Source organism: Kribbella sp. NPDC048928, assembly GCF_043197975.1.
GTDB lineage: Bacteria > Actinomycetota > Actinomycetes > Propionibacteriales > Kribbellaceae > Kribbella.
Genome location: NZ_JBICUC010000009.1, coordinates 85,182 through 99,815 on the forward strand (window position 1 = coordinate 85,182; position 14,634 = coordinate 99,815).

The 14,634-nt window shown below is 68.7% G+C and carries 14 protein-coding genes; 8 read left to right on the forward strand and 6 right to left on the reverse strand.

The window, feature by feature from the left end; genetic code table 11:
- The first annotated feature begins 10 nt into the window (after positions 1 to 10).
- The 5 genes from ACGFI6_RS33310 to ACGFI6_RS33330 all read left to right on the forward strand — a co-directional run bounded on the left by ACGFI6_RS33310 (position 11) and on the right by ACGFI6_RS33330 (position 4,059).
- Complete coding sequence (locus tag ACGFI6_RS33310) at positions 11 to 766, forward strand: phytanoyl-CoA dioxygenase family protein (protein ID WP_393125703.1); 756 nt, start codon at positions 11 to 13, stop codon at positions 764 to 766.
- Positions 763 to 1,563 (forward strand): Rossmann-like domain-containing protein, encoded by an 801-nt coding sequence (locus ACGFI6_RS33315; RefSeq protein ID WP_393125705.1) that lies wholly within the window; start codon positions 763 to 765, stop codon positions 1,561 to 1,563. Before ACGFI6_RS33310 ends, ACGFI6_RS33315 begins: the two co-directional genes overlap by 4 nt.
- A complete protein-coding gene (locus tag ACGFI6_RS33320; RefSeq protein WP_393125707.1) occupies positions 1,560 to 2,765 on the forward strand; it encodes an MFS transporter in 1,206 nt (401 codons plus the stop codon). The genes ACGFI6_RS33315 and ACGFI6_RS33320 overlap by 4 nt, the downstream gene beginning before the upstream one ends.
- 123 nt (positions 2,766 to 2,888) lie before the next feature.
- Positions 2,889 to 3,560: a DUF1707 domain-containing protein gene (locus ACGFI6_RS33325; RefSeq protein WP_393125709.1), complete on the forward strand. Its 672-nt coding sequence runs from the start codon at positions 2,889 to 2,891 to the stop codon at positions 3,558 to 3,560.
- A gap of 46 nt (positions 3,561 to 3,606) precedes the next feature.
- Entirely contained in the window at positions 3,607 to 4,059 is a 453-nt protein-coding gene (locus ACGFI6_RS33330) for a GNAT family N-acetyltransferase (protein WP_393125711.1), read from the forward strand.
- Positions 4,060 to 4,075: 16 nt separating this feature from the next.
- Here the strand turns inward: ACGFI6_RS33330 and ACGFI6_RS33335 are convergent, their stop codons facing one another.
- Positions 4,076 to 5,758, reverse strand: coding sequence for a dolichyl-phosphate-mannose--protein mannosyltransferase (locus tag ACGFI6_RS33335; RefSeq protein WP_393125713.1), 1,683 nt, complete (start codon positions 5,756 to 5,758; stop codon positions 4,076 to 4,078).
- A 63-nt stretch (positions 5,759 to 5,821) separates the two neighbouring features.
- On the opposite strand from ACGFI6_RS33335, the gene rsmI reads away from it, so the two are divergent.
- The 3 genes from rsmI to ACGFI6_RS33350 all read left to right on the forward strand — a co-directional run bounded on the left by rsmI (position 5,822) and on the right by ACGFI6_RS33350 (position 9,261).
- Positions 5,822 to 6,664, forward strand: a complete 843-nt coding sequence (gene rsmI, locus ACGFI6_RS33340) for a 16S rRNA (cytidine(1402)-2'-O)-methyltransferase (protein WP_393125715.1) — start codon at positions 5,822 to 5,824, stop codon at positions 6,662 to 6,664.
- A 29-nt stretch (positions 6,665 to 6,693) separates the two neighbouring features.
- On the forward strand, positions 6,694 to 8,259 hold the full coding sequence (metG, locus tag ACGFI6_RS33345) for a methionine--tRNA ligase (RefSeq protein WP_393125717.1): 1,566 nt from the start codon (positions 6,694 to 6,696) through the stop codon (positions 8,257 to 8,259).
- 90 nt (positions 8,260 to 8,349) lie between these two features.
- On the forward strand, positions 8,350 to 9,261 hold the full coding sequence (locus ACGFI6_RS33350; RefSeq protein ID WP_393125719.1) for an NADP-dependent oxidoreductase: 912 nt from the start codon (positions 8,350 to 8,352) through the stop codon (positions 9,259 to 9,261).
- Positions 9,262 to 9,368: 107 nt separating this feature from the next.
- Here ACGFI6_RS33350 and ACGFI6_RS33355 read toward each other — a convergent pair whose 3' ends face one another.
- The 5 genes from ACGFI6_RS33355 to ACGFI6_RS33375 are packed head-to-tail and all read right to left on the reverse strand — an operon-like array spanning position 9,369 to position 14,597.
- Positions 9,369 to 10,280, reverse strand: coding sequence for a phytanoyl-CoA dioxygenase family protein (locus ACGFI6_RS33355; protein WP_393125721.1), 912 nt, complete (start codon positions 10,278 to 10,280; stop codon positions 9,369 to 9,371).
- Positions 10,277 to 11,548 carry an ABC transporter substrate-binding protein gene (locus tag ACGFI6_RS33360; RefSeq protein WP_393125723.1) on the reverse strand — a complete coding sequence of 424 codons (1,272 nt, stop codon included), beginning with the start codon at positions 11,546 to 11,548 and terminating at the stop codon, positions 10,277 to 10,279. The genes ACGFI6_RS33355 and ACGFI6_RS33360 overlap by 4 nt, the downstream gene beginning before the upstream one ends.
- Positions 11,549 to 11,561: 13 nt before the next feature.
- On the reverse strand, positions 11,562 to 12,371 hold the full coding sequence (locus ACGFI6_RS33365; RefSeq protein WP_393125725.1) for a carbohydrate ABC transporter permease: 810 nt from the start codon (positions 12,369 to 12,371) through the stop codon (positions 11,562 to 11,564).
- On the reverse strand, positions 12,368 to 13,282 hold the full coding sequence (locus ACGFI6_RS33370; RefSeq protein ID WP_393125727.1) for a carbohydrate ABC transporter permease: 915 nt from the start codon (positions 13,280 to 13,282) through the stop codon (positions 12,368 to 12,370). Before ACGFI6_RS33370 ends, ACGFI6_RS33365 begins: the two co-directional genes overlap by 4 nt.
- Positions 13,275 to 14,597: a glycoside hydrolase family 36 protein gene (locus tag ACGFI6_RS33375; protein WP_393125729.1), complete on the reverse strand. Its 1,323-nt coding sequence runs from the start codon at positions 14,595 to 14,597 to the stop codon at positions 13,275 to 13,277. The genes ACGFI6_RS33370 and ACGFI6_RS33375 overlap by 8 nt, the downstream gene beginning before the upstream one ends.
- Positions 14,598 to 14,634 lie beyond the last annotated feature (37 nt).

Sequence of the window (14,634 nt, forward strand, 5' to 3'; positions counted from 1 at the left end):
TGTGTGGGGTGTGAGTGGGTATGTGCTGCTGCCGGAGCTGTTCGGGACAAACGAGGTTGACCGCTTGCGGGACGTCGCCGAGCAGGTGCACGCGGAGGTCGTGGCCGCCGCCGAGGCAGGCGAGACCACGGTGAACATCTGGCCGGACGGACACCGCCTGGAGTCGGTCCGCGGCACAACCATCCACTGGGAACCGGACGCGATCGGCAAGGCGGTCCGCAGTCTGTCCCCGGTCTCACACCTGCATCCGGCCCTGGATGCACTCTGGGACGACCACCGATTGACCGACCCGATGTGCTCGTTGATCGGGGCAACGACCGGACGCTTCGTCGCGAAGCTGAACTTCAAGCGCGCCGGCGTCGGGTCGGAGTACGCCTGGCACCAGGACTTCCCGTACTGGTACGGCTGCTGCGGCCCGGCGGCGTACGACATCGCGACCGCGATCGTGATGCTCGACGACAACACCACCGCGAACGGCGCGCTGACGCTGATCCCAGGCAGCCCGGCCGTCGGTCCGGTACGCCGCGACCCACTGGACCCGACCGGATTGCTGGTCGACCCAACGCTGGTGGACGAGGCCCGCGCTGTGACGGTGGAGGCGCCGGCCGGATCGGTGCTGATGTTCCCCGGCCTGATGGTCCATCGCTCTGCCCCGAATCGTACGGCCACCGACCGCCGGTCTTTGCTGTACTGCTTCCAGCCGGCCGGCCGTCCGCAACTCCCCGCCCTGCAGTACGACCCCGAAAGGCTGGCCGATCTGCCATGACCGTTGCCGAGCTCACCGCCTCCGTCCTCGCCGGATCACCCTCGCCCGCGGACCTCGACATCACCAGCGCATTCTGGTTGCACCACACCACCCGTCTTCCCGGCGCCGACGTCACGTACCGGAACTACTACGTCCTGCTGCGAGTAGGCGAGGTCTTCGGCGCCTGCTCGTTCGAGCCCGGTGAGCTCGATCCGTCCTACTGCGCCGACACGTCCGGCCGTACGCTCGCCGACGTACTGTCCTCCGACGACGAGCCGCTGCCTGTCCGGATCGCCGCCCTGGATGCGTACCTGGCATCCGTCGAGCCGCATCACACCTCGCCGTACGCCGAGGAAGTCGTCCTTCCGGCCGGTACGCCGGACGTCCGCGCTCGGGCCCGCGACGCCGCCGTCGCTGGCCTATTGGACGTTGCCGAAGGCACCAAGGTCGCACTGATCGGCGTCGTCAACCCGCTTGTCGACGCGATCACCGAGCGCGGCGGAATCTGCCTGCCGTGCGACTTCAACCTGCGCGAAACCGCCTCCGGTCTGCCGGTCGCACGGGACATGACCGAGGTCGTCGACGCGGCCGACGCGGTCGTAGCGACCGGGATGACTCTGTCGAACGGCAGCTTCGACGTACTGCTGAAAAGTTGCCGCGAGCAATCGAAGCCGCTGGCGATCTATGCCCAGACCGGCAGTGCCGTGGCGCGCGCGTTCCTCGGCGCCGGCGTGACTGCGCTGTCCGCGGAACCCTTCCCCTTCTCCCAGTTCAGCTCCCGCCCGAGCAGCCTCTATCGCTACAGGACGGACAGATGAGCACGCAGCAGATCACCACCGCCGCCGAGGTGCCGGGCGACCTTCGGATGGCCAAGCGACTGTGGCCGTTCCTCCTGGCCTCGACCGTCAGCCTGATCCCGTTCACCGTGTTCGGGATGTATCTGGTGCCGATCTCCAACGCCGCCGGGGGGAGCGTGGCGGAGATCGGCGGGCTGCGCGGGCTCGGCGGACTCGCGGCGCTGGCAGTCGGCGTACTGCTGGCGCCGCTGATGGATCGCGCGCCGCGCGAACTGGTCGCCGCGGGCGGTCTGGGCCTGCTCGGCGTCTCGGCCGCGTTAGGTGCTGTGGGCAACGTATTCGCGCTGGCGGCGTTCTGCTTGCTGATCGGCGCGTCGACGTCGATCCTGGCGCCGGCGATCGGCGCTGCGGCGGCGGATCGCTTCCGGGCGCCGGCCGCGGCGGGGCGGGCCGCCACCCTGGTGTCGGCGACGACGAGTGCGATGGCGATGCTGGCCGCGCCGGTGCTCGCGGGGCCCGGGCTGCTCTGGGGCTGGCGGGGCAATCTCCTCGCCGCGTCGGCGATCGCACTGGTTCTGTCGGCGGCGTTCTTCATCCGCGGACGTGGGCGTACGGCGCCCGTCTCCGCCAGGGAGCGCACGAGCTACCTCGCGACGTACCGCGAACTGGCCCGCATCCCGGGTGCCCTGCCGCTGCTGGCCGTGGCGATGCTCAGGACGGCTGCCTTCATGGGGTACCTCGCGTACCTGGCGGCGTTCTACGACGAGAAGTTCGACCTCGCGCCGGGCTGGTTCGCGCTGGTCTGGTCGCTCAGCGGCGCCTCGTTCTTTCTGGGGAACCTGTTCGCCGGCCGCTACCTCGCCACCGAGCGTCCGTGGACCGAGCGGCTGCTGCTCATCGGGATCACCGTCGCCCTGGTCGCGGTCGGCGCATTCTACTTCTCGCCGACCCTGCCGCTGACACTCGTCCTCACCGCGGTCATGGGGGCCAGTCACGCGACTGTCGCCGCGTGCGTGACCACCCTCCTCGTCCGCCGCAGTGGTGAGTTGCGCGGTTCGGCGCTCAGTGTCAACGCGGCCGGGATGAGCCTCGGCACGTTCCTCGGCGCCGCGATCGGCGGGCTCGGCCTGAGCCTCGGCGGATACCCCGGTACGGCGGCCACGTTCGCCGCGCTCACCCTCGCAGCCACCCTCTGCGCGCTGCGCGTCCACCCCCGCCCCTGACCGCCTTTCCGGAACTTTTCCGTCGCCCGGTGCGAATTTGTTACCGCAAAGGGTCGTCTCGGGGGCGGTTCAGGGTTTTCACGGTGGTTTCAGGGGGCTGGTCTCGATATATCGTTGCGTGTTATGGAGAATCTGCCCGACAACCAGCACCCGCACGCGCATCTGCGCGCGTCCGACATCGATCGCGACCAGGTCGTCGACGTACTGCGGGATGCCCTGATGTCGGGCCGGTTGACGCAGGACGAGCACTCCGAGCGGCTCGAGCAGACGCTGCAGGCCCGGACCCTCGGCGAGCTCGAGCCGATCACCCGTGACCTGCTCGTCCCGGGGCAGGCGGCCCCGATCGCGCAGCCGGCCCAGGCCGCGTCGACCAGCCTGGTCCCGATCGAGGAGCCGGCCGATCCGAGCCAGAGCATCGACCACCTGGTGGCGATCTTCGGCGGCGGCGAGCGCAAGGGCCGTTGGCGGGTGAAGCAGCGGACGAACGCGTTCGCGATGTTCGGGGGCCACGACCTGGACATGACCGACGCCGTGTTCGAGGGCCGCGAGGTGACGATCTATGCGGTCGCCGTCTTCGGCGGGATCGACATCACGGTGCCCGAGGGCGTCACGGTGCGCAACGAGGGGATCGGGATCTTCGGCGGATTCGCCGCGCAGGGTTCCGACGACCCGGACCCGAACGCGCCGACCGTGGTGATCAAGGGCCTCGCCCTGTTCGGCGGCGTCGGTGGGCAGTCGTCGGCGAAGCGGCACCGCAAGCGCTTCAAGGACAAGAACCGCCACGAGCTGCACTGAGCCAAATGTGAATGCGGTCCGGCGGCAGCTCTCGTAGCCTGCCGTCATGGCCGACTTCGTTCCAGCTGACTTCGACGTACCGCGCGAGCTCGTCACGCCGCGCTTCCGGCTGGAGCCGCTGGGCCCCGAGCACAACGCCCCGGACTACGCCGCGTGGACCAGCAGCATCGACCACATCCGTGAGACCCCGGGCTTCGTGGGGAGCAGTTGGCCGCCGGTCGACGGGATGTCGCTGGACGGCAACCTCGGTGATCTGCAGCGGCACGCGGACGACTTCGCCGGACGTCGCGGGTTCACGTACACGGTCATCGAGACCGACGGCGACGTGATCGGCTGCCTGTACATCTACCCGTCGCGCAAGAACCCGGGCGCGACCGACGTCCGTTCGTGGGTACGCGCCGACCGGGCCGAGTTGGACCTCGAACTGTACGAGGCCGTGTCCGACTGGCTGGCCAAGCGCTGGCCGTTCACGAACGTCGACTACGCGCCTAGGGCGTGACTCCTGATCCGACGCCCTAGATCCAGGACTTGAACCACATCCGGCTGAGCCAGTCCTGGTGCGGGAGCACCTTGTCGGTCAGGACCGGCCAGATGTAGGCGAAGTTCAGCACCACCAGTACGACGAACGCGCCGACCACCGCGCTGCCGACGAGCCGGCGTGGAGTCGCCGTACTGAGCGCCTGTTTGGCCGGCCCGAGGACCTTGCCGAGGACCAGCGCCAGCGCCATCACGGTGAACGGGATCATCGTGACCGCGTAGAAGAAGAAGATCGGTCTTTGGTCGAACCCGAACCACGGGATCCAGCACGTCACGAACCCGACGATCGGGACGCCGAACCGCCAGTCGCGGGACCCGATCCACAGCACGAGCGCGGAGATCAGCGCCAGCGCGCCGCCCCACCACAACAGCGGCGTACCGAGGGCAGAGATCACCTGCAGACACGTCTGCCCGGCTGGGGCGTTGCAGCCCGGCGTACCGGGTTTGATGTCGTTGACCGCGTCGAAGCCGATCGGGCGGGCGATGATCGGCCAGCCGGCCGGGTTCGACTGGTACGGGTGGGTGGCGTGCTTGATGTAGTCGCCGGTGTGGAACGCGAGCACTTCCTTGTGGTACTCGAGCAGTGACCGGAAGTCGTCCGGGACGACCTTCATCACGCCGTGTGCCGGATTGCTCGCGGCCCAGTTGTGGTCGTACGCGTTGTCGTGCAACAGCCAGCCGGTCCAGGTGGCGACGTACGTGACGCCGGCGACCAGTACCAGGCTGACGAACGCCGGCAGGCCGTCCACGAGCGCCGACTTGACGAATGCGAACCGGACGCCGAGCGCGCGCCGGGCCCCGAAGTCCCAGGCGAACGCCAGGACGCCGAACGCGGCCAGCGTCCAGACCGCCGACCACTTGGTTCCGAGCGCGAGACCGAAGCAGATCCCGGCGGCGATCCGCCACGGCCGGATCAGCAGCCAGCGGCCGAGCGTCCGGCGGCCGCCGTCGTCGACAGGCTTGTCCAGGGTCTCGGCGTGCCGGCGGCGGGTCCAGTCGCGGTCGCACACCAGGCAGGAGACCGCCGCGACCAGCCAGAACGCGAGGAAGATGTCGAGCAGCGCCACCCGGGACATCACGAAGTGCAGGCCGTCGACCGCGAGCAGCAGGCCGGCGATGGCGCCGATCAGCGTCGAGCGGCTCATCCGGCGGACGGTCCGGATCACCAGCAGCACGGTCAGGGTGCCGAACAGCGCCGGCATGAACCGCCAGCCGAACGTGTTCATCCCGAACAGGTGCTCACCGGCCGCGATCATCCACTTGCCGACCTCGGGGTGCACGGTGAGGCTCGGAGTGTCCTTGAAGACGTCCAGGTTGCCGGCCAGGATCGCCTTGTCGGCGGCCCCCTCCGGCTGGTCGATGAACTGCCGCGCATAGCCGAACTTGAGCAGGCTGAACGCGTCCTTGGCGTAGTACGTCTCGTCGAAGACGAACTTCACCGGCGTACTGAGATGCCAGAACCGCAGGATGCCGGCCAGCAGCGTGATCGCGAGCGTGGCGATCCAGCCGGCGTCGAAGTCCCGCGGCATGGCCGGGTACAACCGGTCCTTGAGCGGCGGCAGCCGCCGGCCGAGCACGTCCCGCCCGAGCAGTTCGTGCTCCGCGTCCACATCGCTCCGCCGGACAGTCCCGTCCTCGATCACAGCAGCCACGCCCGCCATGCTACGGACCCCCCGGTCCCACCGCCTCCCGGTGTCGGTCCGGACGACTGGGATGATGGGCGGATGACCGGGCGATTGGTGTTGGCGGGGACTCCTATTGGGGATGTTTCGGATGCTTCGGGCCGGTTGGGGCAGGTGCTGGGGGCGGCTGATGTGGTGGCCGCGGAGGACACGCGGCGGTTGCGGCGGTTGACGGGGGAACTGGGAATCCACCTGAGCGGGCGGGTGGTCAGCTACTTCGAGGGGAACGAGCGGGAACGTACGCCGGAGTTGTTGCAGGCGCTCACGGACGGTCAGACCGTGGTGGTGGTGACGGATGCGGGCATGCCGAGCGTCTCGGATCCGGGATACCGGCTGGTCGCGGCGGCGATCGAGGCCGACGTACCGGTGACCGCCGTGCCAGGGCCGTCGGCGGTGCTGACCGCGCTGGCGCTGAGCGGGCTGCCGGTGGACCGGTTCACGTTCGAGGGCTTCCTGCCGCGCAAGCCGGGGGAGCGCGGGCGGCGGCTGGAGGACCTGAAGGACGAGCCACGAACGATGGTGTTCTTCGAGGCGCCGCACCGGCTGACCGCGTCCCTGGAGGCGATGCGGGACGCCTTCGGCCCGGATCGCCGGACGGCGGTCTGCCGAGAGCTCACGAAGACGTACGAAGAGGTCAAGCGCGGGCCGTTGTCCGACCTGGTGGCCTGGTCCGCGGACGGCGTCCGGGGCGAGATCACCGTGGTCGTGGCCGGCGCCGACCCGGACAAAGTACTGACGCCGGAGGACCTGGCCCGCGAGGTGGCCGTCGACGAGGAGGCCGGGACACCGCGCAAGCAGGCCATCTCCGACGTCGCCAAGCGCTTCAACGTCCCGAAACGGACCGTGTACGACGCCGTACTGGCCGCCCGGGACCCTGGTAACTGAGGCTGGCGCGCGGCACTACCCTTGTTGACATGTCCGAGAAGGCCTATTACGTCACCACCCCGATCTACTACGTCACGGCGGCGCCGCACATCGGCAGCGCCTACACGACGGTGGCCGGGGACGTCCTGACCCGTTGGCACGCCCAGCGCGGCGAACGCAAGTGGTACCTGACCGGTACCGACGAGCACGGCGAGAAGGTGCTGCGCAGCGCGCAGGCCCAGGGCATGACGCCGCAGGACTGGACGGACAAGCTCGTCGAGGAGGCCTGGAAGCCGGCCTGGGTCGACGTCGACATCGCGTACGACGACTTCATCCGGACGACCGAGAAGCGGCATACCGAGCGGGTCCAGGAGTTCGTCCAGGCGCTCTACGACCAGGGCGACGTCTACAAGGGCGAGTACGAGGGGCTGTACTGCGTCGGCTGCGAGGAGTTCAAGCTCCCCGCGGACATCCGGACCGACGACGACGGCGTCCAGCGGTGCATGATCCACGGCACCGAGCTGGAGACGGTCTCGGAGACCAACTACTTCTTCCGGCTCTCGGCGTACGCGGACAAGCTGCTCGCCCTGTACGACGAGCAGCCCAGCTTCGTCGCGCCCGCCAGCGCCCGCAACGAGGTGGTCGCGTTCGTCAAGCAGGGTCTGCAGGACCTGTCGATCACCCGCTCCACCTTCGACTGGGGCATCCCGGTCCCGTGGGACAAGGACCACGTCCTGTACGTCTGGGTCGACGCGCTGCTGAACTACGCGACGGCCGCCGGCTACGGCGCCGACCCGGAGCGGTTCGCGAGCCTGTGGCCGGCCGACGTGCACCTGGTCGGCAAGGACATCCTCCGCTTCCACGCGGTGATCTGGCCGGCGATGCTGATCGCTGCCGGAATCCCGGTCCCGAAGCAGGTCTTCGCGCACGGCTGGCTGCTCGTCGGCGGCGAGAAGATGAGCAAGTCGAAGCTGACCGCGATCGCGCCGCACGAGATCACCGACCACTTCGGCTCGGACGCCTTCCGGTACTACTTCCTCCGCACGATCCAGTTCGGGTCCGACGGCTCGTTCTCGTGGGAGCACCTGAGCGCGGTCTACACCTCCGAGCTCGCGAACGGCCTCGGCAACCTGGCCAGCCGGATCGCGGCGATGGTCGGGAAGTACTTCGACGGCCAACTGCCCGAGGCGACCGACCACGGTCCGGCCGAGCAGGCGCTCGCCGACAAGCTCGCGCAGACCGTGGCGACCGCCGACAAGGCGTTGGACACGCTCGCGTTCCAGGACGCGCTGGCCGCGATCAACGAGCTCGTGGGCGCGGTCAACGGGTACGTCACGGAGCAGGAGCCGTGGAAGGTCGCGAAGGACGAGTCGCAGCGCGACCGGCTCGCGACGATCCTGTACAGCGCCGCCGAGGTGCTGCGCGCGGTCGCCGTACTGCACAACCCGACGATGCCGAAGTCGTCCGCGAAGCTGTGGGCCCTGCTCGGCGCGGAGGAGAAGCTCGGTTCGCTGGCCGACCAGCGGATCCAGGACGCCGGGACGTGGGGCCAGCTCCCGGCCGGCGCCACGCTCACCAAGGGCGACCCGCTGTTCCCGCGCTTGGAAGAGAACTAACCGCAACAAACTAGCGCCGCCGTCCGGGAATGCCGGGCGGCGGCGCTGGCTTTTCTTGTAGCAACAACCATTCTTTTGGAGGCGGGTGCCATGCGCGCGGTGGAGTTCGAGGAGTACGGCGGTCCCGAGGTGCTCAAGGTCCAGGACGTGCCGGAGCCGCACGCCGGTCCGGGGCAGGTGCGGATCAAGGTACAGGCAGCCGGCGTGAACCCGTACGACACGAAGATCCGCCGCGGCTTCACGAAGGACTTCGCGCCCGCGAAGTTCCCGGCGATTCCGGGGTTCGAGGTAGCCGGCGTCGTGGACGAGGCCGGTGACGGCGCGGCGTTCGCGGTCGGCGACGAGGTCGTGGGCTGGTCGGCGGGCGGTTCGTACGCCGAGTACACGCTCGGCGGGAACGTGACGCGCAAGCCCGCCGGCGTGGCCTGGGAACAGGCGGTCGGCGTACCGGTGGCAGGCGAGACCGCGCAGCGGGTGCTCGATCTGCTCGGCGTGAAGTCCGGCGAGACGATCCTGATCCACGGTGCGGCCGGCGCAGTCGGTTCGGTCGCGGTCCAGCTCGCCAAGGCCGCCGGTCTCACGGTGATCGGTACGGCGTCGGCCGCGAACCACGACTACCTGCGCTCGATCGGCGCGGTCCCGGTCGCGTACGGAGAAGGGCTGCTCGAGCGCGTCCGCGAAGCCGCACCGCAGGGCGTCGACGCGGTGTTCGACACCGCCGGTCAGGGCGGTCTGCAGGAGTCGATCGAGCTCCGGGGCGGCACCGACCGGATCGTCACGATCGCCGACTTTGCCGCGAGCGAGCTCGGCATCCTGACGTCCGGCGGCGGCACGGCCTCCCCTGAGGAGGTCCGGACCGCCCTCGACTCGCAGCTCCAGGCAGTCGCCGACGGCAAACTCACCATCCGCATCGCCGAGACCTTCGGCCTCGCCGACGCCAGCAAAGCCCAGGCCCTCAGCGAATCCGGCCACGCCCGCGGCAAGATCGTGATCGTCCCGTAGGCGGACGCCCAGCACTCACCAACCTGCTCCCGGAGGACCTCCGTGCCGTCCGCCACGCCTGACCGCGAGCGCTGACGTGCGGTTGGTGAGTGCTGCAGGTCCGCCCTTCAGACGTAGGCGAACCGGGACGGCGGTGTGGGGACGTCGTCGACGCGCGGATCCCAGCGGTTGACGAAGTTGACGCCGGCGGGGACCTCGATGCAGTCGGTCGAGGTCCAGTTGCGGGTGAGGGTGGGGAAGTCGGGGACTTCGGGGTGGTAGTGCGGTTTCCCGGTGCCGAGGAGGTCGCGTGCCATCGGGGCGCTGACCGCCTGGTACCGGAAGTCCGCCGACAGTCGCAGCCGGTTCGTCCGGTTCGGCATCGCGCCGTGCACGGTGAGGCTCCCGAACAGCAGTACGTCACCGGGCAGGTACGACGTCGTACGCCACTCCGGATGGTTCTCGTCCGCCTCGGCCCGCATCATCCCCGGCCCGTCGGACGCCCGCACCGGCAGGACGCCGAGCCGCGGCGACCCGGCGAACACGCGCAACCCACCGATCTCCGGCGGCGCCGCACTCAACGGCAGCCAGGTCGTCAGCGTGTCGACGCACCCCTGGATGAACCGGTAGTCCTGATGGATCGGCGTCGGGTTGGCGCCCGGCGACGGCGGCGCGATCCGGCAGATGTGCGCCGGATGCGCGAACGCCTCCTCCCCGAGCAACCGCCCCGCCAACTCCAGCAACTCCGGACGTACGGCGAGCCGGTGAAATGCCTCGGTGCTCTGGATCGCCGTGTACGCCCCGAAGAACCCGGCCGCTCCTTCCTCGACCGCGCGCCCCGAGGCCACCAACTCCCGAGGATCCGCGTCCCGGTCCAGCCAGTCGCTGTCGTACAGAATCCGTGCCAGCTGCTCGTGCACATCGCCCACCACGTCCGCAGGCAACAAGCCCCTGAAGAACAAGTACCCGTCGTTCCCCAGCCGTTCCCGCAGTACGCCGGCGTCCTGCACGTCGGCGTACGAATCGGTCAGTTCCTTCACTTGTCGTTTCCGATCTTGTCCATGGCCTTGGCGATGTCGGCGACACCGACCTTGTCGAGGTAGAGGTCGTTCACGGCCTTGTTGATGTCAGGAGACTTGGCCGTCCAGCCCTCCGCGATCGGAAGGTTGACGGTGCTGCCGGCCGCGGAGTCGATGAAGGGCTGGACGTCGATGTCCTTCTTCTTCCAGTACGCCTGGTAGCCGGCGCCGGCGTCGTTGAGCGCCGGGATGATGTACCCGGCATCGCCCATCAGCCGCTGCGCCTTCTCCGAGCCGAGGAACGTGACCAGCTTGCCGGCCTCGTCCGGGTGCTTGGTCTTCGCGAACATCGCCTCCGCGAGCCCGTTGATCACCACTGTGCGTCCGGCGGGTCCGGCCGGCATCGCGGCGACCCCGATCGGGAACTTCACCTCGGGCAGGGCGAACGGGAGCAGCGCGTTGTTCGCCGGGAACATCGCCACCTCACCGCGGTAGAACATCTCGGTCGCCTGACCGGTCGGCGGGTTGGTCCGGGTACCGTCCGGCGACACCTTCCACTTGAAGACCAGGTCGCGGGCGAACTGCAGCGCCTCGACGGACTTGTCACCGGCGAAGTCGAAGGTCCCGTACGGCTTGTCCATCGCGTGGCCGCCGTTCGAGGCGATCCAGTTCAGCCACTGGGTCTGGCTGTGGTTCCAGGAACAGAAACCCCACTGCTTCTCGCCGACGGTCAGCTTGCGAGCGATCTCGAGGAAGCTGCCGGACCCGTCGGGCGCCCACGTCAACTCGGAAGGCATCGTGATGCCGGCCTTCGCGACCAGCGTCTTGTTGTAGAGCAGCCCGACGATCCCCAGGTCCTTCGGCATCCCGAGCTGCTTGTCCTCGAACTTGTACGACTGCACGACGTTCGGGTGGTACGCCTCGAGTTTCAGCCCGGCCTTGGAGATCAGGTCGTCGAGCGGCGCGAGCACGCCCTTGCTCGCGAAGTCCGGGAAGTAGTCGACGGTCAGCCAGAACACGTCCGGTGCCTTGCCGCTCGCCAGTTCGGTGGTGAGCTTGGTCCAGTACTGGTCCCACGGCAGCACCTCCATCCGGACGGTGATGTCCGGGTTCTCCTTGGTGAACTCCGCGAACACCGCCTTGTACCCGACCTCCTGCTGCTCGTCCCACAGGCGGTAGACGAGCTCGACCTTGCCGCCGCCGCTCGGCTTGTCGTTCGACGAGCCGCAGCCGGCCAGTGCGAGCACGCTGCCGGCGCCGATCAGAAAAGTCCTCCTGGACAAAGACATGAGAGCCTCCGAACTACTTGAGCCCGGTAACTGCGACCGAGCGGACGATGAAGCGCTGGAAGACGATGAACAGCACGAGCAGTGGCGCCAGCGCGATCAGGCTGCCGGCCATCACGGCGTTGTAGTCGACGCCGATCTCCCCCTTGAACAAGGCGATCCCGACCGAGAGCAGCCGCTTGTTCTCGCTGTTGGTGACGATCAACGGCCAGAGGAAGCTGTTCCAGTTGGCGACCACGGCGAGCGTGGTGACGGTGACCAGGATCGGTTTCGACAACGGCAGCACGATCGACACCAGTGTCCGGACCCGGCCGGCGCCGTCGATCCGGGCCGCGTCCTCGAGATCCGCGGGGATGCCGCGGAAGAACTGCCGGAGCAGGAAGATCGCGTACGGCGTCCCGAGCATCGTCGGCAGCATCAGACCGGCCCAGGTGTCGACCAGGCCGAGCTTCTGCATCATGAGGTACAGCGGGATCATCGTGACCACCGGCGGCACCATCAAAGTCGACAAATACACCCAGAACAGAGCGTCCCGGCCCGGGAACGTCAGCCGCGCGAACGCGTACGCCGCGAGGATCGCGAACACCAGCTGCCCGAGCGTGATGCCGGCCGTGACGAGCGCCGTGTTCACCAGGTACCCGCCGAAGCCGGACGCGAACAACCGGTGGAACGCGGCCGTACTGGGCGGCAGTCCCGGCTCCCACGGCATCGTCTCGGACAGTTGCCCCGGGCCCTTGAACGCGGTGAGCAGGGTCAGGAAGTACGGGAAGATCGCCAGAATGCAGCCGGCCACCAGGACGGCGTAGACGAAGATGCGCAGTCTCATCCGGACACCTCGTAGGTCGTACGGCGCTCGAAGTACACGAACTGGGAGATCGTCGCGATCAGTACGACCGCGAACAGCAGGACCGAGATCGTCGACGCGTACCCGAAGTCGAACTTGTGGAACGCCTCGTCGTAGATCAGGTACGTCGTCACCTCGGTACTGTCGCCGGGGCCGCCCTCGGTCATCACGAAGATCGTGTCGAACGCCTGGAACGAGCCGATCACGTTGGTGATCAGGACGAACAGCATCGTCGGCCGCAGCAGCGGGAGCGTGATCGTGAAGAAGTGCGCGATCGGTGAGGCGCCGTCCAGCGAAGAGGCTTCACGCAGTGAGGGCGGGATGTTCTGCAGGCCGGCCAGGAAGAACAGCATGTTGTACCCGGCGAACTGCCAGATGTGCACCGCCGCGACACTGGGCATCGCCAGTACCGGTGACGACAGCCACGCCGGACCGTCGATCCCGAACAGTCCGAGAAACTGGTTCAGTGCGCCGCGGCCGGGGTCGAAGATCCAGCTCCAGACCAGACCGAGCGCGACCGGCGTCGCCATCCACGGGATCACCAGTAGCGCCCGGAAGTACTTCATCCCGCGCAGCTTGCGATCGACGAGCAGGGCGAGCAGGAGCGAGAGGATCGTCGTACCGGGCACGCAGATCACCACGTAGTACAAGGTGACGAGCAGCGAGTGCCAGACGTCGGAGTCCGCGAAGAGTTTGCGGTAGTTGGCGAGGCCAATGAACTCCGGTGTTGAGAGCAACTTCCAGTCGAACAGGCTGAGCACCAGGACGATCAGCACCGGCGCGAGCAGGAACCCGAGGACCCCGACGAGGCTCGGCGCGAGCAGGGCGTAGGCGGCGGCCGTCTGCTTGTGGGCGCCGACGCGCCGGGCGCGTCGGGGCGCCGGCCTAAGCATCGGGATCCTTGAGCGGATGCGGCCGCGGTGAACTCGGGACGAGCAACTCGCGGGTACGGTCGATCGCCCACCGGTCGAGGGCGCCAATCGGGTCGCTGGACATCCGCAGCCCGGGACCGTCCGCGATGTGCTGAGCCCACAGCTCGCGTTGCTGGATGTCGGGTCGCACGATCAGGCAGTCGGAGTCGTTCGCCCACCAGCGCCCGTGCAGGAACTCGCGGGCGACCGAGGTTGACCGGGCGCCGCGCTGCCCCGGCTGGCTGATGTCGCCGGACGGTGGATCGACCAACGGATCGGTGTCGGGGGAGATCCGCATGCAGTCGACCAGCCCGAGGCTCGGCAGGATCGGGGCGCCGCACCCGTGCAGGATCCGGTTCGGGCCGACCGCTTCGCGCAGCAACCGCATCCCGTGCCGGTACGCCGTGACGCCGTCGACCTGCTCGTGGCGCGGTCCGTCGATCGCGCCGGCGTACACGAAGTCGAGTTTGAAGTGGTCGTACCCCTGACGGCAGAGCTCGGTGAACACGTCGTGGACATGCCGCGCGGCGCCCGGGTGCGTGACGTCGAGGACCAGTTGCTCCTCGCCCCAGTTCGTACCGGCGCTGATCCCGGGAACGAGCCACTCCGGATGCTTGCGAGCCGTCTCGCTGCCCGCCGCGGCCAGGAACGGCGCCACCCAGATCCCGGCCCGACGGCCGCTGGAGCGGATGTCCGCGGCCAGCCGGACCGTCGAGCCGAAGTCGTCGCGCGGGGTCAGCCAGTCGCCGATCGCCGTCTGGTATCCCTCGTCGAGCAGCACCAGGTCGACGCTGAGGTCGTGCTCGTCGAACTGCCGGACGTCCGTCATCACGTCCCGCTCGGTGACCTTGCCCCAGTACGCATACCAGCTGCACCACGACGGCCCGAAGACGCGCACCGCCGGAGCGCCGGCCCCTGCCGCGAAGGTGTCGGCCCAATCTGCGAGGGCCTGATTGGGGTTGGTCTGCGTACTGGTCTTCACTTCGACGTCGCCGTCGGCCGCGACCACCAGCTTGTCGCCGTCGACCTCGGCGCGGATCGACGGGATCGCGTCGGGGGTGACTGCCGCGATGACGGTGACCTCGCCGGCGGTCGCGACCGCGAGCAGTCCCTCGCCCTGGAACCGGCCCGCATCGACTCCGGGGCGGTACGCCATCACGTGATGGTTGGGCGCGGTCGGCCGCGGCGGCCGCGCGTCGAGCCGGTACCAGCCACTCGGGCTCCAGGACTGCCAGCCGTGCTCGAAGACCAGCGTGTGCGGATCGTGGTCGAGCTCGGCGACCGGGCGGAAGGGCACGGATCCCTCGATTCACTAGAAGTGCAGGATCTTGCTG

Excerpts from the sequence above, each read along its gene's own strand:
- ACGFI6_RS33320 (WP_393125707.1), top strand. The coding sequence starts at position 1,560 with ATGAGCACGCAGCAGATCACCACCGCCGCCGAGGTGCCGGGCGACCTT.
- ACGFI6_RS33335 (WP_393125713.1), bottom strand. The coding sequence starts at position 5,758 with ATGGCGGGCGTGGCTGCTGTGATCGAGGACGGGACTGTCCGGCGGAGC.
- ACGFI6_RS33365 (WP_393125725.1), bottom strand. The coding sequence starts at position 12,371 with ATGAGACTGCGCATCTTCGTCTACGCCGTCCTGGTGGCCGGCTGCATT.
- ACGFI6_RS33360 (WP_393125723.1), bottom strand. The coding sequence starts at position 11,548 with ATGTCTTTGTCCAGGAGGACTTTTCTGATCGGCGCCGGCAGCGTGCTC.
- rsmI (WP_393125715.1), top strand. The coding sequence starts at position 5,822 with ATGACCGGGCGATTGGTGTTGGCGGGGACTCCTATTGGGGATGTTTCG.
- ACGFI6_RS33370 (WP_393125727.1), bottom strand. The coding sequence starts at position 13,282 with ATGCTTAGGCCGGCGCCCCGACGCGCCCGGCGCGTCGGCGCCCACAAG.
- ACGFI6_RS33325 (WP_393125709.1), top strand. The coding sequence starts at position 2,889 with ATGGAGAATCTGCCCGACAACCAGCACCCGCACGCGCATCTGCGCGCG.
- ACGFI6_RS33330 (WP_393125711.1), top strand. The coding sequence starts at position 3,607 with ATGGCCGACTTCGTTCCAGCTGACTTCGACGTACCGCGCGAGCTCGTC.
- metG (WP_393125717.1), top strand. The coding sequence starts at position 6,694 with ATGTCCGAGAAGGCCTATTACGTCACCACCCCGATCTACTACGTCACG.
- ACGFI6_RS33350 (WP_393125719.1), top strand. The coding sequence starts at position 8,350 with ATGCGCGCGGTGGAGTTCGAGGAGTACGGCGGTCCCGAGGTGCTCAAG.
- ACGFI6_RS33315 (WP_393125705.1), top strand. The coding sequence starts at position 763 with ATGACCGTTGCCGAGCTCACCGCCTCCGTCCTCGCCGGATCACCCTCG.